This is a genomic window from Shewanella sp. Actino-trap-3 (genome assembly GCF_002836275.1).
Lineage (GTDB): Bacteria > Pseudomonadota > Gammaproteobacteria > Enterobacterales > Shewanellaceae > Shewanella > Shewanella psychromarinicola.
The window spans coordinates 1085544-1106091 of record NZ_PJCE01000001.1; the positions used below are offsets into that span (position 1 = coordinate 1085544).

Sequence of the window (20548 nt, forward strand, 5' to 3'; positions counted from 1 at the left end):
ACGTGGTGAGCTGAGTTTACAATATTGGGTTTAGTAACGGCGAACCCTTACCACTTGCATTATTTCAATTTCAAAGCCACCCACGACTTCTTTTGCAGGGTAGTAAATCAGATTCACTTTATGGTCTAACAAACTTTTGAAACGTTGAGGTCGCTTGTATTTAAATGGCACATCGCAATCTTTAATCATTAACGTTTGTACCACCCATTCTCCAACTTGACGTTGAATATGGGATACTACCGTCACGCCTTCACTTTGTATTAACTCACCGTGTCGCTTTAACAATATTTCAGGAACCGGTTTCATGAATTTACCTTCTTAACAGTATCCAGAATATCTTGATATCGATAAGCACTAAAACGTCCAAAGCCATCTAATTGTTTAACTTTCAAACGACTAAACATTGGCATTATCATACCAGCAAGAAATTTAGCCTGCGTAGCAATGGTTGGAGTGGGTAGCGATTTTGCCTGAGCCAGTATGGTTAACGGTTCAAGCAATGTTGTCACTGTGGCCGAGTCTGGTATCGGAGCCAAAGCTTGTTTTGATAATACAGCAATTTGCCCACGACAAACGCTGCAATGACCACATATTTGTGGTACTGAGTGGTCATCAAAATACTGAGCTAAATTTGCACTTAAACAACGATCAAGTTCAAAAAAATTGACTAGCTTACTAATCCGAACAATTTCTTTATGTTCATTATCACTAAAATACTCACTGAGTTGCTGAGTAAGTTGTTGTAATTGTTGCGGTGTCGATAACGTCTGCTGTTGTACATCATACACTTGAGTAATTTTTTTTGTCTCAAGAATAATCAAATTCTGCTCAGCTAAATAATTTAATGCCGCAACGACTCGTTGACGCTCACAACCATGTTGTTGATATAAACTATCAAAATCCAGTTGTCCCCAAATCTTTTTAAACTGTGTATGGGCAAACACCTGACTAAGAAACTGCTGGCGTTGATCATTAAATCGACTGAGAATGGTTTGCGGGTCTTCAACAAACCGATATTTAAATTCAGCAAAATAAGCATAGCTTGGACGGATCACGCCGAGTAGCTCTAACTGTACAAATAACGTCTTCAACGGCAATGAGCGAATATTACACGCGGAGGACAATGGCGTTTCTTGTACTTCCCAGCGACCATCTTCAGTCTCACTGGCAATTATACCTAATAACTGGCTAATATTCTGTGCTTCAGGAGTATCACCATAAACAAAATTTTCAACCGTATTCAACCCATCTAAATTAGCTAGCGTAACACAGTGAGATAATTGTCCGTCGCGCCCTGCTCGGCCAATTTCCTGGCTGTAATTTTCAATAGACTTAGGTAAATCAAAATGGATAACAAATCGAATATCCGATTTATCAATGCCCATACCAAATGCAATGGTCGCCACTATCACTTGGATTTGATTATCCATAAAATGCTGTTGAATATGCTGGCGGACAGTTTGATCCATCCCCGCATGATAAGCTGCGGCATTGATCCCTTGACGGATCAAGTGTGCGGCAACGTCTTCAGCCGTTTGCTGTAAGGTCACGTATACAATGCCACTACCAGTATACTCTTTTACGCTATGGGTGAGTTGATTGAGTTTTTGCAGCTGACTTACCGCAATAACTGATAAATCTAAGTTCGCCCGATAAAAACCGGTTTGGACCACCTGTTCCGGTAATAAACCAAAACGCTTAGCCATATCCAATTTGACTTGTTCTGTTGCCGTTGCGGTTAACAATAAACTTTGGGGGATAGCAAATTCTTGACAATATTGCGGTATTTTTAAATAGTCGGGCCTGAAATTGTGTCCCCATTCAGAAATACAATGCGCTTCATCGACCACCAGCAAAGAAATGGGTACTGACTTAAGGAATTGCCTAAAGCGCTCATTTTTAAAACGCTCAACCGATACCATTAAAATCCGAGTGCGCTGTTCACGAACATCGCGCATGACTTGTTGTGTTTGCTCATAGGTTAAACTTGAATCAATACTGGCGGCCGCGATCCCCTTGCTGGTTAAAAAAGCTAACTGATCTTTCATTAATGCCAATAATGGCGAAATCACTAAGGTGAGATGAGGTAACTGTTGGGCGCAAAACTGATAACACAAAGATTTGCCAGAACCGGTAGGAAATATCGCTAACGCCGAATGACCGCCTAAAATGGTTTCGATAACCGCTTGTTGGCCTTCTCTGAACTCAGTAAAACCAAATTGTTGTTGTAGCAATTGATGTAGCGCTTGATGATCGAAAATTGCAGGGGTCGCTTCTGTGAGTGCGGTTTCGGAGTGCGCTAAGGGAGTCATAATTAATCCTGTTATTAACCCCAAACAACATAGGATTATACAATTAACGATTAAGCAGTAAGCTTTAGTGCTATCCGCTAAATCTAAAGTGCTAATAGTTAAATCTAAAGTGCTATGAGATAAATCTAAAGTACTATGGGTTAAATCTAACGTTTACGGGCAATATATTGATTAATCAATTGCGTCAGTTTATCTTCAAAGCGCTCTTCTATTACATTAAGGTCTTGATCGAAAGAGCCAATGAACTTAATGGCTTTATCGCGAGACAACACCTTACCAGCAAGACTGTATTGAATTTCAATTAGGCTTTTGTCAACACGAGGCGCAAGAAGCCAATGACACACGTCAGCATTTAAGGTCACTAATGCACGTTCGGCAACCCGGCAAAAAGTATTGATATGATCGACGCCATCAGGTCCTAAACAACCTGGTTCAAGACGGCACAAGATGACTAACTTGCTAGTATTTATATCTCTAGTACTGTTTATCGACTCTTCCATAGATTGTACGACACTGTCCTTAATAAAAAACCGGTAGATGAGATCCACACCGACGCATAAGATCTATCGTTGCGCCTGCAGGTCAAGCCATAGGCGTTCGGTTAGCATCTCCTAATTGGACACAATATGCAACTGCTTAGCAGTGGTTAGCCGCTTAAACGGTTCGTTTGCTGCACTCATGACTGACGTTTAATGCTTGCTTATAAGCATCAATAAACACAGCAATAGGGGTTAATGTTTCTTTTGCTCGGCGGTTACGCCCCAGCAACGAAGATTCAACGAATAAATCAAACCAAGTAGATAATGCTAAACCATTTTGTGGTTCTTCAGCAGCGGTTAATGCTAACGCCGCCACTTCAGCGGTACCGAGTTGAAAATCATGACTCCCTTTGCGGAGCGCATAAGTCGCTAAGGTGTCGGGTGCAAATGATAATACTGGCATTTGATGTAAATACGGGCTTTTACGATACATTTTTATCGCTTCACGCCAACTGCCATCGAGCATCACCAACAGAGGCGTTTTAGCGTGACCAGGGGCGGTTGACAATTCGGCGGAAGTTATGTGTTCAACAATGGCTTGATCGTTTTCAACATATTGTTGTGGGAAGACTAAAAACGGTTGGTATTGTGGATTGGTTAATAATGCCAACATCGCACGATCCGTCTCTGTTCGAGTCCATAAAAACGCATGCGTGTCTGGAATTAAGTCGGCAATTAACCTACCGCTGTTGGTTGGCTTCAACACTTCATCGTTATACATGATCAGCATAAAGCTGACGTTGGTACTCAAATATTGTCGATGTTTACACGTGCAAAATAATTCACCCAAAAGACATAAATTACACCTAACAAGTTTCTTTCCTCGAGCACCAAAGGGCTTAGTCGACAATGATTTTCGATATTCATGCAACCGATGTACTGCATGAATAGGCGCTTTAATAGCTTTACTTGATAGCTCTGACATTTGACAACTCTGAGGTGAAAAAAATTCATCACCAATAATGGTGATGAACGAGTATAAACATTTTCAGGTAATTATAGAATACGGCGCAGTAAAAAGTCTGCTTTTAAACGGCGAATTCGATTCATGATTTTTTTCACTGGTTTAGGGTATTTCTGCAAGGTATCAATTTGGCTATAATGATATAACCGCTCAGTGTGGAGCAAGATATATTGCTGCTCTTTGATGAACGACTCTTTCCAGCAACCTGAATCATCATGCAATAATAAAGCGTTTTCTAAATCTAATGCCCAAGCTCGTGGGTTTAGATTTGAACCTGTGATGAGATGCTTACGATTATCAGCACTGATGCCTTTCAAATGAAAACTGTTAATCCCATCTTTCCATAAATGAATATTAAGCTGTCCATTGTCAATCGCCCACTGCTGGTTTTTGGCAAATTTACGCAGTGATTGTTCGTACATATATGGCAATGCACCAATGGTAGTAAAATCTTGATCCGGCGGAATATAGAAATCGTTAGCAGTTTTGTCACCCACGACAATATCAATTTTTTTACCCTCACGCAGATGTCTTGCTAATGCACGGGTCAAAATAGTCGGAGGATTAAAATAAGGCGTACAAATAAACAACTCTTGAGTTGAGGAATCAACCAACTTAATGATTGTGTCATTTAATACGTTGTTCCTTCGCCCTAAGCCGACCAATGGCGTTACACGGTTGCCCACTGTGGTTGAGGTATACTGATATCGCACCTGAGATAATCGATACTTAAAACTTTTAATATCGTTCTTTTCAGGGCTATCATCATTGTCACCAGCTTGACTTAATATACTTACGGCAGGATCGCTGACGATGTCATTTTGTATCATATCGCGCATGCTGCGGGCCAGCTCAGGGCTGTCGATAACATGGTATCTATCGAAACGGTATTTTTCTTGCTGCTGAAAATAAATATTGTTAATGCTCGCGCCACTGTAAATAACAGTGTCATCGATAATAAACCCTTTAAGGTGTAACACACCCATAAATTCACGAGACTTAACCGGCACGCCCACAATATCAAACGGGTGCGTCGCTTCAGCCATTAATTGACGATATAAAACATTATTACCACTGTCGCCTTTTTGACCAATGAGGCCTCGGCGTGCACGATGGTAATCCACTAACACTTTAATCTCTAATTGTGGGTTTTGGTCTTTTGCAGCTAATAGCGCATGCAATACTTCACGGCCGGCTTCATCATCTTCAACATATAATGCCGCGATGTAAATTGAAGATGTTGCCGATGCGATTTTAGTTAATATGGCTTGCTTAAAGTCTTTTGGGTTAAGCAACCAAGACACGGCATCTGCATTTAGGGCAATACCACCTAGCTTATCCAGCAAGGCATCCTCCTTAAAATGGGTGACCACTACGATAATCAGTAATGGGATCTAATTCAAAAACATTACAGCGATATATTGTAATTGTGAGTACGCTGTTGGAATGTTTAGCAAACATTACGCGCCATGTTTATTACGCACATGTTTGACAGACACATAGAGGGAGTTATCAAACTTCAACCTCAACTCATGATATTTCTTTTAACGTCATTTCAATCGTGTCTACGAGATAGCATTGACAGTATTAAACCTCACTGTTTGGTGATAAATCGTGGTCATTCTATCAGATCAACTCGACATCAACGACGCCACGATATTATGCAAAATGGTGCAATTGCAACTCTGAGACATCGATTTTTGATAGATTGTTGAGTTTGGCGTTTATTAAAACGATAGAAATTACCGACTAACAAGGTGATGAGCAAGATTTTTCTCACTTAACAGCGGTTTTAATACGCTTTTTTGCCGATAATTAGACCATTAAACTAAGATTGCTTGCTAACTAGTCAGCTAAAGAGATCATGATAAACACATAAAGCACATATTTATAAGCAAAAATCATCAAATGCGTATCAGCCAAGGATTTCATCAGCTAACATCATCTATCGTTAGTGAACTCTTGATGAAGGCTTTTATGAATTCAATGCTTTTCTACCTCACTCGGCCTCGTTCATCTTATGAGCATCAATATGGGAGGGGTACTCAAGCCTTATGGCTATTATGTGCATTGATCGTCACAAGCCAGCCTTGTGTCGTCAAGGCAACAGAACTGCCTAACCAACAATCAACCATTCAACAATCAATCAATCAGCAACCCATATCAACACCCCAGATCGACAAGGTTGCCCAGCAGCCTGCAGCGTTATATCTTGATAGTATGCTGCAACTATTAAAACCAATGCATTCACAGTTAGGCATTACCGTGTGGGACATGACTAGTCAACAAACGGTATTTGAGTACAACAATCAATCGTTGATGCAGCCTGCCAGTGTCCAAAAACTGTTAACCGCATTGGCCGCGACCAAACAACTCGGTAAAGAATTTACCTACCAAACACGATTAACTACGCTAGCAGAGCAACCTCTGGATAAAAGCCGGATTGACCATGGCATTTATTCTGGTGATATTTATGTCGAGTTCAGTGGCGATCCGACTTTTAAGTACCAAGATTTGCGCCTGTTACTCGCCTCCTTAAGTCAGCTGGGCATCACTGAACTGACAGGCAACATCGTATTAACCAGTGAACAAGACAGCCAACTACAAGCACCTGGATGGGTATGGGACGATTTAGGGATCTGCTATGCGGCCCCAATATCGCCTTTCATCATTGATAAAAATTGCGTCTATGGTCGATTAGCCACAACCGGTTACAATAAAATAGCCAACATCACCATGATGGGTAACAGGCCTATTGAAATCAGTAGTGATGCTTATTTTGTCAACCCGTCCACGACGTTGCCGATTGCTAAACCTGCGGTTAAGTCATTAACCGATACTGGCGTTATTCCCACACTCTTAACGGGATCTGCCCCACAGTGTCACTTATCGTTAAGCCGTTTCGATAATAATCGTTATCATCTCAGTGGCTGTTATGTTGGGGCTAAATCATTACCGTTAGCGATAGCCATTACGGAACCACAACTTTATGCTCAGCAGATTGTGGCTAAACAACTTGCCTCTTTAGGCATTGTGCATCAGCAACCTATTACGGCGAGAAAAATGAGTACGGATCCGCAATTTATTGCTCAACGGTACATTATCGCCAGCCACCAATCTGCAGCCTTGCCTCAATTGCTCGAAACCATGTTACTCAAATCAGATAATTTAATTGCCGACAGTTTACTCAAAAAACTGGGTGAGGATTATTATCAGGAGCCAAGTGACTTTGCTCAAAGTAGCCAAGCATTGAAAACCATTCTTTACTCGATAGGCATCGATTTATCCAACGCAAACATCGCCGATGGCTCAGGTTTGTCACGCTATAATTTACTCACCCCTGAGCATGTATTAAGTGTACTCACCACCCTATATCAACAACCACAATACCGCTTTTTACTCAACTTATTACCAGAATCAGGTGTCAGTGGCACCTTACGCTACAAACGCTATTTTAATAAGTCACCGTTGAAAAACCATGTGTTTGCTAAAACCGGCAGTATGTTGGGTATTGCTAACTTAGCGGGCAAAGTTAACGTCAGTAATGGCCATGATTATTTATTTGTTTTATTCGAAAATGGCCTAAGCCCACAAATTAAAAAACAGCAAAAAGCGCCGTTTTCAGCAATATTCTTACAAACCATGATGGATGTGCCTAGATAATATTGCTACCTATAGACGTATCTTAACGAAAGGTGCGTCATCCTCAATCGCGATAATATAATTTTAGCGCCACCAGCAAGGTCAACACCAACCAAACTGACGCTAACAGTCAGTAACAAAAGTAATAATTATCGTTAAATCATCATTATATCGTTACAAATGTCCTTTCAGCACTAGCGCATATTATCACTTGCTATAACATTGCTAACCGTAACCTTAAGATATCAATGTTTTATCGGCTGGAGATATTATGGATAAGCAAGTCAGTTCGCGTGGCACAAAAGAAAAAGCCCTTCGTTTAAATTTAGACGAGAAAAAGTACGGCACCATAGTCGAAATTGGTGCCGGACAAGAAGTTGCGCGTAACTTTTTTGTGGCTGGCGCAGCTGCGGGCACGATAGCAAAAACGATGTCGGCCTACGATATGAAATTCTCGGATGCCATCTATGGAGTTCAAGAAGATGGTCGTTATGTCAGTAAAGCGCGCGTCTTAGCGATGATGGAGCAAGAGTTTGATTTAGTGGTTGATCGCGTCGGTGCAATTCGTTCAAAGTCTTCACGTTATTTTGCTTACGCAACAACCGTTTCGGCTAAAAGCTTTAATCGTAAAAACGAATGCCATGCATGGTGTGGGGTGCGTATTCAAATGTACCCTGGTGCTGAACCGTCAAATATTATTGTCCATGTCCGTATGTTTGATGACAGCGCCGAAGCACAACAGCAAGCATTGGGTATTTTAGGGGTAAACCTGATTTACGCCAGCTATTACTATTTTGAAGATCCAAAGCAAATTATCGATTCGTTAACCGACAGCTTAAAAGCCAATCGGATTGAAATTGATTGTATTGACTTCCAAGGTCCCTACTTTGAAGATGTCGACAATCAAACCAAGAATATTCATCTCATTCGCAGTTGGAAAACCCGCGCGATAATGTTTAAAGCCGATGGCAGTGTCGCGGTCCCAGCCGATATGCTCTACAAAAAGAATGTATTAACCATTCGCGGATCGTTTAAACCTATCACCAAACTCAATGTGGATATGATTGAGCAAGGCTATAAAGCCTTTGCCACATTAGAGGGTGTAACCGATAAGAACACGGTGTTAATCGCCGAAATATCGCTAAATGACTTACACGGCAAAGATGCCAATATGACCGAAAAGGACATCATGGAGCGGGTTAAATTGCTTAATTTATTAGGCTACAACGTGATGATTTCCGATTACACGCGCTACTTCTCATTACGGGCCTATTTCCGTCAATACACCCAATTACAAATTGGCATTGTGGTGGGCATGATTAACATCAAACAAATTTTTGATGAAGAATTTTACCGCGGTTTAGAAGGCGGTATTCTTGAAGGTTTTGGTAAATTGTTCCCGGATAACACTCGCTTGTTTGTCTACCCTGAACGAGATGAAAAAGGCATTCTTAACGATTTAACCACGGTCAGCGTACCCAATAACCTACGCTATTTATTCCGTCATGTGCTTGATAATGGTTTTATCACCAGTATTGAATCAAGCGATATTGATCTGTTTAATATTTTTTCTCGGGAAATTTTACAGCAAATTTGTCGTGGTCAAGGAGAATGGGTTGACGCCGTTCCCGAGCCGGTGAGTAAAGCGATAATGGAACAAAAATTATTCGGCTACCGCGGATAATAAGCCCATAATAGCTTTTTGCTATGATTAAACGGTCATTGCTCTACTCGATGTAAGATGACTCAATTTTCGGCTAAATCTCTTAAATAATTGATTATATTTTATGTCATTATGCATAAAAGTAGCTTTGCTAGACTATTGCTTAAAATGGCTAACTTATCTTAAGTTAGCCATTTTACTTAACAGGCTCTTTATTAAACGCCCCCCGTTAACAACGGCAATTAATGGTAATCATTCACAACAGCTGACCTGTTTTTTAGTCATCCGTACTCTTTACCACAGGAAATAGCGGTTGTTACAGATAGCGGCTTTATCCGTGCCTTTATTCGGGATCAGCATGGGGCCTTCAACTTAAGATCAGCCTATAAAAAGGTAACTAACAAAAAATATTGCCAAATAATCGAGATCACTGAATGGGTAAAGTAACAAGTTGCAAAGGATATTGATTATTTTGGATCCTTAGGATTATCGACCTCAATTATCGACCTCAATTATCCACCCAAATTATCCACCTCAATTTTTCAGCTAAAAATGTACCAGCCCCTAATTTGATCAATAAATGTGTGACACTTGTTAATTGCAATGACTCATCAAAATATCAGTAACCTTGACCATAAAGATGTTGAGCTCGCGCTCGTAAAATCAGTACGGTCGTTATCGCAAAATCTTAATTGTACTGTTAGTGCTGAAGGGGATGAACAAATTGAAACTGGCGCCAAACGTCAAGCGTTCGGTTGCGACTAAGCTCAAGACTAAAATTACGGTCAACCTATGCCGACAAAACAATCGCCATTTTATCCAAGCTTCTGTGGCGTAATCATCATGACAAACCTTTACCAATACATAAGTAAATTTAGTGACCTAGATCATAAATTCAACTGAAGTATTAACTTAACCTCATGATTGGTTAATTGTTCTATGATTAATTAATTATTCGATTTATAGGCCCCCTTATTATGTATCAATAAAACCGATTAACCAAACCGGAAAAAGTCGCTTTCTTTAGTTACCACAGTCAGTTAGCCTAGTTAAGCAATCCAATAATACATAAAATTTATGTTATTAAGTGATCAAGGAAAATATCATGGACAAAGCACAACAATCTCAAGGCAAGTGCCCTGTTAATCATGGCGGTAATACCTCAGTCGAAGACGATGTGATGGAATGGTGGCCTAAGGCACTTAATCTCGATATTCTTCATCAACACGACAGCAAATCAGATCCGATGGAAGCTGACTTCAATTATCCTGCGGCCTTTAAAAGCCTTGATCTTTCTGCCGTAAAAAAAGATCTCATCGCATTAATGACTGACAGCCAAGACTGGTGGCCAGCCGATTGGGGCCATTATGGCGGACTGATGATCCGCATGGCTTGGCATTCTGCAGGGACATACCGTATTGCTGATGGTCGCGGCGGAGCAGGAACAGGTAACCAACGTTTTGCGCCCATAAACAGCTGGCCAGATAACGTCAATCTAGATAAAGCGCGTCGCTTATTATGGCCAATCAAAAAGAAATACGGTAACAAACTCTCTTGGGCTGATTTAATTATTTTTGCCGGTACTGTTGCCTATGAGTCTATGGGACTCAAAACATTCGGTTTTGCGGGTGGTCGCGCCGATATATGGCACCCAGAAAAAGACATCTACTGGGGCTCAGAAAAACAATGGCTTGCCACTAGTGACTCACCAGATAGTCGCTATTCTGGTGAAAGAGATCTCGAAAATCCATTAGCAGCTGTAATGATGGGATTAATTTATGTCAACCCAGAAGGTCCTGATGGTAAGCCCGACCCACTGAGAACCGCACAAGACATTCGTGTCACCTTTGAACGCATGGCAATGAATGACGAAGAAACCGTCGCTCTTACCGCGGGTGGTCACACTGTGGGTAAATGTCATGGCAATGGCCAAGCAGAAAATCTACAAGCCGTTCCTGAAGGCGCAGAACTTGAAGACCAAGGCCTGGGCTGGTTAAATAAAACAAGTCGTGGCGTGGGCCGAGATACGGTTTCCAGTGGTATTGAAGGGGCTTGGACCACTAACCCAACACAGTGGGACAATGGTTACTTTGAGTTATTGCTTAACTACGAGTGGGAGCTTAAAAAAAGCCCTGCTGGAGCGTGGCAGTGGGAACCCATCAATATCAAAGAAGAGCATAAACCTGTTGACGTCGAAGACCCATCAATTCGCTTAAACCCCATTATGACAGACGCCGATATGGCGATGAAAATGGATCCCGAATATGGCAAAATCTCGCAACGTTTTTATCAAGACCCAGCTTATTTCTCTGACGTGTTTGCCCGTGCTTGGTTTAAATTAACTCATCGTGATTTAGGCCCTAAAAGCCGCTATCTTGGCACCGAAGTCCCTGCTGAAGAGTTAATTTGGCAAGACCCTGTTCCACAAGTTGATTACAGCTTATCAGAGCAAGAAATTAACGATCTTAAAGCCAAAATCTTATCCAGTGAATTGAGTGTTGCAGAGCTTGTGGCAACCGCTTGGGACAGTGCCCGTACCTTCCGTGGTTCTGATTTCCGTGGTGGCGCCAATGGTGCGCGTATTCGTTTAGCGCCGCAAAAAGATTGGCAAGGAAATGAGCCGGCAAGATTGCAAAAAGTATTAGCAGCATTAACCACTATTCAAGCCGGTCTTGCGAAGTCTATCAGCATGGCTGACTTAATCGTACTTGGTGGTACTGCTGCAGTAGAAAAAGCCGCTCACGCTGCTGGTGTCAAGGTTACAGTGCCGTTTGCGCCTGGTCGTGGGGATTCCACCCAAGAGCAAACCGATATTGAGTCTTTTGAGGTATTAGAGCCGTTGCACGATGCTTATCGTAACTGGCAAAAGAAAGACTATATCGTTCAGCCTGAAGAAATGATGCTCGACCGTACTCAATTAATGGGACTAACCGCCCATGAAATGACAGTTTTGGTTGGCGGTATGCGAGTATTAGGTACCAACTACGACAACAGCCAACACGGTGTGTTTACTGACAATGTCGGCGTGTTATCGAATGACTTTTTTGTCAACTTGACCGACATGTCATACAACTGGAAACCTGCTGGCAATAACCTATATCACATTATTGACCGTAAAACAGGCAAGATGAAGTGGTCTGCCACTCGCGTTGACTTAGTCTTTGGTTCTAACTCTATACTGAGATCTTATGTCGAAGTGTATGCTCAAGATGACGCTAAAGAAAAATTTGTTCATGACTTCATTAAAGCATGGACTAAAGTCATGAATGCGGATCGATTTGATCTAGTCTAGTGAGTAATATCTGTAATAATGTTTACTTTGTAAAATAATGACGGGGCAGAATATATTATTCTGCCCCGTATTTTATTGGGTTAAAGAGTGCAACACACGTTTAAACGACCCCAAGATTAATTCATACGCTTTATTTCAAAATCCACTTTCACTTTTACGGGTACTCGCTTAACATTCGATGCCGCTGGCTCATACTGCTGTTTTGGCATCTTGTTGACTAATTTTTGCGTCATCCAACCTTCTGGCTGCGAGCTAATAAGTTCTTTGCTGACTTCGTTACCGTTTGAGTCAATCGTAATATAATATTCGCCCTGACCTGCACCTCTTGGTAACCAATCAGGACGTTTGTTTAACATTACAGATTTAATCTGCTCCAATGACCAATATTGATTTAGTTGAGAATGTTCAATAGTGATCACATTTGTATTAAACACGGCTTGAGGTACTTGAACGGTTTCAGGTTGAGTTTGGCAACCCGATAAAATAATCACAGGTAAAAAAAGTAGTGAGAAACATTTATTCATTAATCTCTTCCTTGAAATGACTTAATATTGATTATGGACGACAAACAGACTACACATATTGATAAAAAAATAACATCTTATAGAAGCAAAAAAGCACTGAAAATCAGTGCTTTTATTTTTATTAAACAAGTAACAGTAAACTTAGCCTTTTAGGGCTTGATCAATCATTTTTTGTGCTTGGATGATGATGTCATCCAAATGCTGCTGACTAATAAAGCTTTCGGCATAAATTTTAAACAAGGCTTCAGTGCCCGATGGCCGTGCGGCAAACCAGCCATTTTCTGTAGTGACTTTAATGCCGCCAATGGCAGCATTGTTGCCGGGTGCGTGACTCAAAATTGCTGTTATCGCCTCACCCGCTAATTGAGTATCAGTAAAGCTATCACTATTTAATTGTTCAAACTTGGCTTTTTTCTTAAGGCTAATGGGGCTATCGATACGCGTATAAAAACTCTCACCAAATTGCGCGGTTAATTCTTGATAACGCTCTGCAGGTGTTTTACCGGTTACCGCTAATATTTCAGCCGCAAGCAGAGCTAAAATAAAGCCGTCTTTGTCGGTACACCAAGTGCTGCCATCACGTTTTAAAAACGCTGCGCCTGCACTTTCTTCACCGCCAAATGCTATGGTGCTTTTGGCTAAGCCATCAACAAACCATTTAAAGCCTACTGGCACTTCAAGGCAATGACGTCCTAATGCCTTACAAACCCTGTCAATCATCGCGCTAGACACTAAGGTTTTTCCGACTGCAAGTGACTCTGACCACTGCGGGCGATGGGTCATTAAATAATCTATCGCAACAGCTAAGTAATGATTCGGGTTCATTAAGCCAAAACCAGGACACACAATACCGTGACGGTCGTAGTCAGGATCATTACCCACGCACAAGTCATAATCTTCGCTGTACGCTAACAAGCCTGCCATGGCATAAGGAGACGAGCAATCCATGCGGATTTTGCCGTCTTTATCTAATGTCATAAAGCCAAATGTGGGGTCGACTTTGTCATTGACTAAGGTAATATCAAGGCTATAGTGAGCGGCTATTTGCTGCCAATAATAAATACCAGAGCCACCCAGTGGATCAACACCAATACGAATGTTGGCTTTTTTAATCGCTTCCATATCTATCACTTGTGCAAGTGATTCAACATAGGGCGCAATAAAATCAACTTCATCTATCCAACCAGATTTTACCGCAACACCGTAATTGACCTTTTTAACCCCAGAGAGTTGATTCGCTAGGTATTGGTTGGCCTTAGATTCAATGATTTTGGTAATTTCACCTTCAGCGGGACCGCCGTGCGGTGGATTGTACTTAATGCCACCATCCTGAGGAGGATTATGTGATGGCGTTATAATCAAACCATCGATTAATGTCGCTGGGTTAGCTGCATTAGCGGTGACTATGGCTTGCGACACTACCGGGGTAGGCGTAAACCCATCGTCTTTTTGAATTAACATCTTAACTTGATTAGCAGTCAACACTTCTACCACCGACATAAAGGCGGCGTAAGATAATGCATGAGTGTCAAAACCGACGATCATTGGCCCAGTAATATTGGCTGAGTGACGATAATCGACAACAGCTTGGGTGATGGCCCAAATATGGTTTTGATTGAAACTGGATGTAAACGCACTACCACGATGACCCGAAGTGCCAAACGTCACTTTCTGCTGCACGTCTTCCACGTTAGGAATAATGCGATAATAATGACTCATCAATTTAGGAATATTCACTAAATCCGTTTGTAAAGCGTGCTGTCCTGCGCGTTGATGAATGGCCACGTGTGGTCTCCTATGAGTAAATGATTAATAGAATCTTCGGAAGATCAAATGTTAAATGTGTTCAGCGATGCTCTTTGCTCTTTCACTACCACAGCCTAAATGTTCCAATACCTCTGTTAATATAGTTTGTTTTTTCGCAGTATTGTTATTGGTGGTGACCCAAAAACCACTTGAGGCAATTTCTTTTGGATTAGAAGATTGACTTGAATTTAATAATGCCTGTTTAGAACGAGCAAAATACAAACGTCCTTTGCCTTGCACATTAAGCACCTTATCAAAATCACTGCGAGCAGTGGTTTCAAGACTGGCTAATAAATGCATAAAACGCCCTACCGCACCTTTTTGCTGGCTTAATAAATGTTGGTTAACAATCGCATCAAAATCAATCGTGACTAACGTTGAAATGTCTTCATCTAGTGGATAGTGCTGACCGGTAATATTCTGTTCAGCAATGACCTTTTCCACGACTGCCTTAGCTTGATTAAAAACCGAATTACGATCTTCCAGCGATTCAGATTCTAAACTGGGCTGACTAATGGCCTTGGGTAAGCTTATATCGACATCTTCGACAGACAAGTTCAATAAACGACGCAAAATATCTGAAGCGCTTTCGCCGATGCGTTCCGTCTTACTGGCAATAAAACGATAAAGTTCTTCGTCAATTTCAATGTATTTCATCAGAGTCATCCTTTTTCTATCAGTCTTTGTCACTACTGTAGCCATTATTTTGCTGGCGCCGAGTAATTCGGGATCGCAGATCAAATTATTATTAATGCGATCAAAAAAATATTGTTCCAGTGTAAGCCAAGCTTAACCTACTAATAAAGTAGCAAAATCATTAAATGACCTATAATGCTGAAATTTTATTAAAAGGCGATTAAAATATCATCAACAATTGTAACAACGATCATCAAAACTTGATTTGACAGGCTCATTGCAGCAAAATCCCCCGCACAAATTGTCCCAATGAGCTTATTGCGTTATGCATTATGTATCTTCTGGTCAAGGTGAAGCCGTCCTGCTTATTCATGGACTGTTTGGTAATCTTGATAATTTAAAAAACCTAGGCAGCGTGCTTGAACAACAGCATCAAGTCATACGGGTTGATTTGCCCAATCATGGCTTGAGTGAACATTGGGATAACATGGATTACGCTCAACTGGCTGATGCCATGGTTGATGTACTCGATGATTTATACCTCAAACAAGTCCATGTTATTGGGCATTCAATGGGCGGCAAAATTGCAATGGCAATGGCACTTTTACACCCAGAACGAGTAATAAGCCTAGTGATCGCAGATATCGCTCCTGTGGCTTATAGTCCCAGACATCAAACGGTGTTTGCAGGATTAACCAGTTTAATATTAAACAGTAAAACCACTCGAAAATCAGCCTTAACCCACTTAATGGATGCAGGTATTGATGAGCCGACATCTCAGTTTTTACTTAAGAATCTACAACGTACTGATAGCGGTTTTGAATGGAAAATGAATTTAACTGGGCTAATCGAGTCTTACGACCGTATTATTGGATGGAATTTACCATTAACCAATGACAAACATTTTGATAAACCAGCACTATTTATCCGTGGTGGTGAGTCAAATTATGTAACGGCTGAATATCGTGATGAAATCATGCGTCAATTTCCTCGCGCTAGCGCCAAAACATTAAATGGCACAGGGCATTGGTTACATGCACAAAAGCCAGAGATATTTAATCGCATCGTGTCTGAGTTTATTGAACAAAACCAAGGGTAAGTTTTTAATATTTTAGCTTTTTGAATATAGCCGATTGTCACCTAATGTGATATATTCGCGCCCTCTTTTCGCCAGACACTCAATCGCGAAGGTAGAAGTATGTTAAACCAATACATTGAACAAATTGAAGCGGTAGGCTTAAACTTGTTTTTTGCATCGATATTCTTTTTTATCGGCATGGCTATCCATGATGTGCTTAAACAAGGTCAAGTCCCAAAATTTGGTCGATTTATTGTGTGGTTAGTTTTATTCCTCGGCTGCGCCGGGTTTATTGCAAAAGGTATTATTCAGATGACCTGGGAAGGCTCTGGGATCGGTTAAAGAGTACAATGGCAAAAGAAACAACAGATAGAACGACTATTGACCTTTTTGCTGCAGAAACTCGCCGAGGGCGCCCGAGAAGTAACCCACTTTCTAGGGAGCAGCAATTAAAGATCAACAAGCGTAACCAAATTCAGCGTGATCGCGCTAACGGTTTAAAGCGAATAGAGTTAAAGGTGTCACAAGATCTGTATGATGCCTTGAACCAACAAGCTTTGAACAGTAACATTAGTCGTAGCCAGTTAATCGAATTTATTCTGCAACAGCAACTCGACAACTGAGACGTTTTTAGAACATCGCACAACGCGAACTTGATATTTAAAGGATAGACAATGGCAACTGTAGGTCTTTTTTTCGGTAGCGATACTGGCAACACCGAAGCTATAGCCAAAATGATCCAGAAAAAACTGGGTAAAAGCATGCTCGATGTTAAAGACATCGCAAAGAGTACTAAAGAGCAAATTGCTGAATACGATTTGTTAATGTTTGGTATTCCAACATGGTATTACGGCGAAGCACAGTGTGATTGGGATGATTTTTTTCCAGATCTTGAGCAAATCGACTTTACCGATAAGTTAGTCGCTATTTTTGGTTGTGGTGACCAAGAAGATTATGCGGAATACTTCCTCGATGCGATGGGCATGATACGTGACATCGTAGAAGCGCGTGGTGGGATCATTATTGGTAATTGGCCATCTGAAAGCTACAACTTCGAAGCCTCTAAAGGCATGGCGGACGATAAGCACTTTGTTGGTTTAGGGATTGACGAAGACCGTCAACCAGAACTCACCGATGAGCGTGTTGATGCTTGGGTCAAGCAGATTTATGAAGAAATGTGTTTAGCTGAGTTAGAAGACTAATTCTGTAGTTACTTAGTAAAAAAAGCGGCAATTAGCCGCTTTTTTACTTTTTAAGTATCGGCTGTTGTAGGTAAAAAGTGCTAAAACTTAATATAGAAGTTAAAGAGATTATTGATAATGTAGTGATGCAATATCATATTTTTGATACATCCCAGCCTCTAATGATAACGTTCCCCCCTGTATGTCAAAGCATCAAAAATAAAGACGTATCTATTACAGCTCCGGTGTGGAGTTTTGATTTTTTTGCTAAGCGTAAACTCAATATAATTGCTTTTAATCATATTGGTGAAGGAAATTATTTTGACTCAATAGCCTTCATATCTTTGCTCGATAAGCTCAGACAAGAAATAGCAATATTTCCAACTAAAATAGGCTATGGCTCAAGTTTAGGTGCCTTTGCACTCAGTTTACATGCCGATAGATTACTTTTAGATAAAGCTTTACTTATGATGCCTCAAAGCACTTATTGTAAAAAGACTGCATCATGGGATCCTATTGTTGTTAATGCACAAGACAGCAAGAACTCAGACATGACCGTTCTTGATGGCAGCACATGTAAAACGCCATTAACCATTATTTACGACCCACTGTCGCTTGCAGATAAGTTACATGTAGATCGTTATGAACAAACAGCCACACGATTAAAAATATTTGGTGTAGGACATCGTATTCCTCGAACGCTTCAGCATTTGGATATGTTATCTGAAGTCATATTACAATTCAGAATTGGCACTATCGACAATGATTATTTCTATCGTGGGCTAAAAGAGAGACGTAAACTCAGTTATTATTTTAGAGACGCATATAAAAAACCCACTGTTAGTTATACAAATCGTAGAATTATCATCATTTATTGGCATAAAACCAAACAGAGGCTGATTCATTTTAAGTTTGAACCCGCTAAAATTTTAGACAGACTTTTATGCAGTATAAAAAAAAGAATATCTTAAATACATTTTCTATATATAAAAAGCACACAAGAATATGGCCGGACTTAGCAGCAAAATCTTTGATCTCGACATAAATAATAGTTTGAATCATTGGGATATATTTTGTACCGTTGTCGATAATTATGGAGACATAGGTGTCACGTGGCGTTTGGCTAAGCAGTTGGTGACAGAATATGCCATACCCATTAATCTATGGGTCGATGACTTAGTGAGTTTTTCACATATTTTACCAATGCTAGATCCCGATAAAGCACAGCAGAATATCAATGGCGTGAATATATTTCAATGGAATAACCCACTTGATATTAAGTTTAAAGCTGGGGCTGTGGTAATAGAAGCATTTGCCTGTGAGTTACCTTCACAGGTAAAACTAGCCATTGAACAATTACATCAACACCCAGATACTTGCGCCCCTACTTGGTTAAACCTTGAATACCTTAGTGCCGAAGATTGGGTCGCTGGTTGTCATGGACTGCCGTCGTCACAAGCCAATGGGGTCAAAAAGTGGTTTTACTTTCCCGGTTTTAGCGCTCAAACCGGAGGACTTATTTGTGAACGTGAATTGTTTAGCCAACGAGATGAATGGCAAGCAGATCATAAACATAAATTAGCATTATTCAAACAGCTAGGGTTACAGGGCATTAATGCCCAAGATACGGTTATCAGTGTTTTTAGTTATGAAACCCAAGCCTTACTCGCTTTATGTCATTTATGGCAAGCGTCGCCTACCCCAATTCATGCGCTTATCCCTAAAGGGCGCAGTTTGTACAGCTTAAAAAGCCTATTGCCTTGTGCGATTGAAGATTTGATGCCCGGTCAGCAATTTGTCATAGGTAGCTTAACCTTGCATATATTACCCATGACAGATCAAAATGACTTTGATCGCTTGCTATGGAGCTGTGATTTTAATATTGTGCGGGGTGAAGATTCATTTTTACGTGCTCAATGGGCTGCAAAACCCTTCATATGGCACATTTATCCTCAAGAAGATGATTATCACTTGGTAAAATTACAAGCTTTTATGCAACTTTACTGCGATAATCTTGCTCCAGAAATTACTACTACTTGGTCTGAGGTGAATTTGGCCTTCAACCGAGGTAATACACACGCGGTAGTTATGCACTGGCAACAGTTAAATTCTGTTAATTTGTCTTTAATGCAACATGCTATTAAATGGCCAATTAACGCGTTAAAAGATGCAGATCTTGCGAGTCGACTCGTTCAATTCGTTAAAAATAGCTAAGATACTGCTCTATAAATAAAAAAAGTCCAAAAATATAGGAAATAGTGAAATGAAAACTGCTCATGAAATCCGTCCTGGTAACGTGATCATGTTAGATGGCAGCCCATGGGTTGTTCAGAAGACTGAAACAACTCGTTCTGGCCGTAACGCTGCAATCGTTAAATTAAAATTAAAGAACGTATTGCTAGATTCTGGTACTGAACAAACCTTTAAAGGTGAAGACAAATTAGACGATATCGTTCTAGAACGTCTTGATTGTACTTACTCATACTTTGCTGATCCTATGTATGTGTTCATGGATGAAGAATATAACCAGTATGATGTCGAAGCTGACAACTTAGGTGATGCAGCTGCCTATATCATCGATGGCATGGAAGACATGTGTCAAGTGACCTTCTATGAAGAGAAAGCGATATCTGTTGAATTGCCGATCCACATCGTACGTGAAGTTATTTACACCGAGCCATCCGCTCGTGGTGATACTTCAGGTAAAGTGATGAAGCCTGCTACTATTACTGGTGGTGGCACGGTCACTGTTGCTGACTTTGTCAAAGTGGGTGACAAGATTGAAATTGACTCTCGTACCGGCGAGTTCAAAAAGCGCGTTTAATTGCCCGCTAACATGTGTTATTGATAAAATATCAATAACACAAGTTAATGCATTAAAAGCCAGCACTTAGTGCTGGCTTTTTTGTTA

At 40.7% G+C, this 20548-nt stretch carries 19 protein-coding genes; 11 read left to right on the plus strand and 8 right to left on the minus strand.

What is annotated here, in order from left to right:
* Nucleotides 1-30: 30 nt before the first annotated feature.
* The 5 genes from CXF80_RS04615 to pssA form a co-directional block, all read right to left on the minus strand.
* The gene (locus CXF80_RS04615) at nt 31-306 is read right to left on the minus strand and encodes a hypothetical protein (protein ID WP_101031676.1); all 276 of its coding nucleotides are present in this window, start codon (nt 304-306) and stop codon (nt 31-33) included.
* Nucleotides 303-2312 (minus strand): RecQ family ATP-dependent DNA helicase, encoded by a 2010-nt coding sequence (locus CXF80_RS04620; protein WP_101031678.1) that lies wholly within the window; start codon nt 2310-2312, stop codon nt 303-305. The genes CXF80_RS04615 and CXF80_RS04620 overlap by 4 nt, the downstream gene beginning before the upstream one ends.
* Before the next feature lie 146 nt (nt 2313-2458).
* Complete coding sequence (locus tag CXF80_RS04625) at nt 2459-2812, minus strand: hypothetical protein (RefSeq protein WP_101031680.1); 354 nt, start codon at nt 2810-2812, stop codon at nt 2459-2461.
* Between the two features lie 154 nt (nt 2813-2966).
* Complete coding sequence (locus CXF80_RS04630; RefSeq protein ID WP_101031682.1) at nt 2967-3776, minus strand: tRNA-uridine aminocarboxypropyltransferase; 810 nt, start codon at nt 3774-3776, stop codon at nt 2967-2969.
* Nucleotides 3777-3847: 71 nt separating this feature from the next.
* Entirely contained in the window at nt 3848-5188 is a 1341-nt protein-coding gene (pssA, locus tag CXF80_RS04635; RefSeq protein WP_101031684.1) for a CDP-diacylglycerol--serine O-phosphatidyltransferase, read from the minus strand.
* Nucleotides 5189-5792: 604 nt separating this feature from the next.
* On the opposite strand from pssA, the gene dacB reads away from it, so the two are divergent.
* The 4 genes from dacB (at nt 5793) to katG (ending at nt 12412) form a co-directional block, all read left to right on the plus strand.
* The gene (gene dacB, locus CXF80_RS04640) at nt 5793-7478 is read left to right on the plus strand and encodes a D-alanyl-D-alanine carboxypeptidase/D-alanyl-D-alanine endopeptidase (RefSeq protein ID WP_198554730.1); all 1686 of its coding nucleotides are present in this window, start codon (nt 5793-5795) and stop codon (nt 7476-7478) included.
* 250 nt (nt 7479-7728) lie between these two features.
* Nucleotides 7729-9141: a nicotinate-nucleotide adenylyltransferase gene (locus CXF80_RS04645; protein ID WP_101031688.1), complete on the plus strand. Its 1413-nt coding sequence runs from the start codon at nt 7729-7731 to the stop codon at nt 9139-9141.
* Between the two features lie 570 nt (nt 9142-9711).
* Entirely contained in the window at nt 9712-9885 is a 174-nt protein-coding gene (locus tag CXF80_RS20040; RefSeq protein ID WP_157822178.1) for a hypothetical protein, read from the plus strand.
* Nucleotides 9886-10225: 340 nt separating this feature from the next.
* The gene (katG, locus tag CXF80_RS04650; RefSeq protein ID WP_101031691.1) at nt 10226-12412 is read left to right on the plus strand and encodes a catalase/peroxidase HPI; all 2187 of its coding nucleotides are present in this window, start codon (nt 10226-10228) and stop codon (nt 12410-12412) included.
* 116 nt (nt 12413-12528) lie between these two features.
* On the opposite strand, the gene CXF80_RS04655 is transcribed toward katG, so the two are convergent.
* The 3 genes from CXF80_RS04655 to seqA all read right to left on the minus strand — a co-directional run bounded on the left by CXF80_RS04655 (nt 12529) and on the right by seqA (nt 15399).
* Nucleotides 12529-12936: a hypothetical protein gene (locus tag CXF80_RS04655; protein WP_101031693.1), complete on the minus strand. Its 408-nt coding sequence runs from the start codon at nt 12934-12936 to the stop codon at nt 12529-12531.
* Between the two features lie 141 nt (nt 12937-13077).
* Nucleotides 13078-14721 (minus strand): phosphoglucomutase (alpha-D-glucose-1,6-bisphosphate-dependent), encoded by a 1644-nt coding sequence (gene pgm, locus CXF80_RS04660; protein WP_101031695.1) that lies wholly within the window; start codon nt 14719-14721, stop codon nt 13078-13080.
* 51 nt (nt 14722-14772) lie between these two features.
* Nucleotides 14773-15399 (minus strand): replication initiation negative regulator SeqA, encoded by a 627-nt coding sequence (gene seqA, locus CXF80_RS04665; protein WP_101031697.1) that lies wholly within the window; start codon nt 15397-15399, stop codon nt 14773-14775.
* 304 nt (nt 15400-15703) lie between these two features.
* On the opposite strand from seqA, the gene CXF80_RS04670 reads away from it, so the two are divergent.
* The 7 genes from CXF80_RS04670 (at nt 15704) to efp (ending at nt 20461) form a co-directional block, all read left to right on the plus strand.
* A complete protein-coding gene (locus CXF80_RS04670) occupies nt 15704-16477 on the plus strand; it encodes an alpha/beta fold hydrolase (protein WP_101031699.1) in 774 nt (257 codons plus the stop codon).
* 99 nt (nt 16478-16576) lie between these two features.
* Nucleotides 16577-16798, plus strand: a complete 222-nt coding sequence (locus CXF80_RS04675; RefSeq protein ID WP_101031701.1) for a DUF2788 domain-containing protein — start codon at nt 16577-16579, stop codon at nt 16796-16798.
* Between the two features lie 8 nt (nt 16799-16806).
* Nucleotides 16807-17079, plus strand: coding sequence for a LexA regulated protein (gene ybfE / locus CXF80_RS04680; RefSeq protein WP_011637372.1), 273 nt, complete (start codon nt 16807-16809; stop codon nt 17077-17079).
* A gap of 51 nt (nt 17080-17130) precedes the next feature.
* Nucleotides 17131-17658, plus strand: a complete 528-nt coding sequence (fldA, locus tag CXF80_RS04685) for a flavodoxin FldA (RefSeq protein ID WP_101031703.1) — start codon at nt 17131-17133, stop codon at nt 17656-17658.
* Nucleotides 17659-17735: 77 nt separating this feature from the next.
* Nucleotides 17736-18608, plus strand: coding sequence for a hypothetical protein (locus CXF80_RS04690; protein WP_101031705.1), 873 nt, complete (start codon nt 17736-17738; stop codon nt 18606-18608).
* Nucleotides 18609-18642: 34 nt separating this feature from the next.
* A complete protein-coding gene (earP, locus tag CXF80_RS04695) occupies nt 18643-19851 on the plus strand; it encodes an elongation factor P maturation arginine rhamnosyltransferase EarP (RefSeq protein WP_101031707.1) in 1209 nt (402 codons plus the stop codon).
* A 49-nt stretch (nt 19852-19900) separates the two neighbouring features.
* Complete coding sequence (gene efp / locus CXF80_RS04700; protein WP_101031709.1) at nt 19901-20461, plus strand: elongation factor P; 561 nt, start codon at nt 19901-19903, stop codon at nt 20459-20461.
* The last annotated feature ends 87 nt before the right edge of the window (nt 20462-20548 follow it).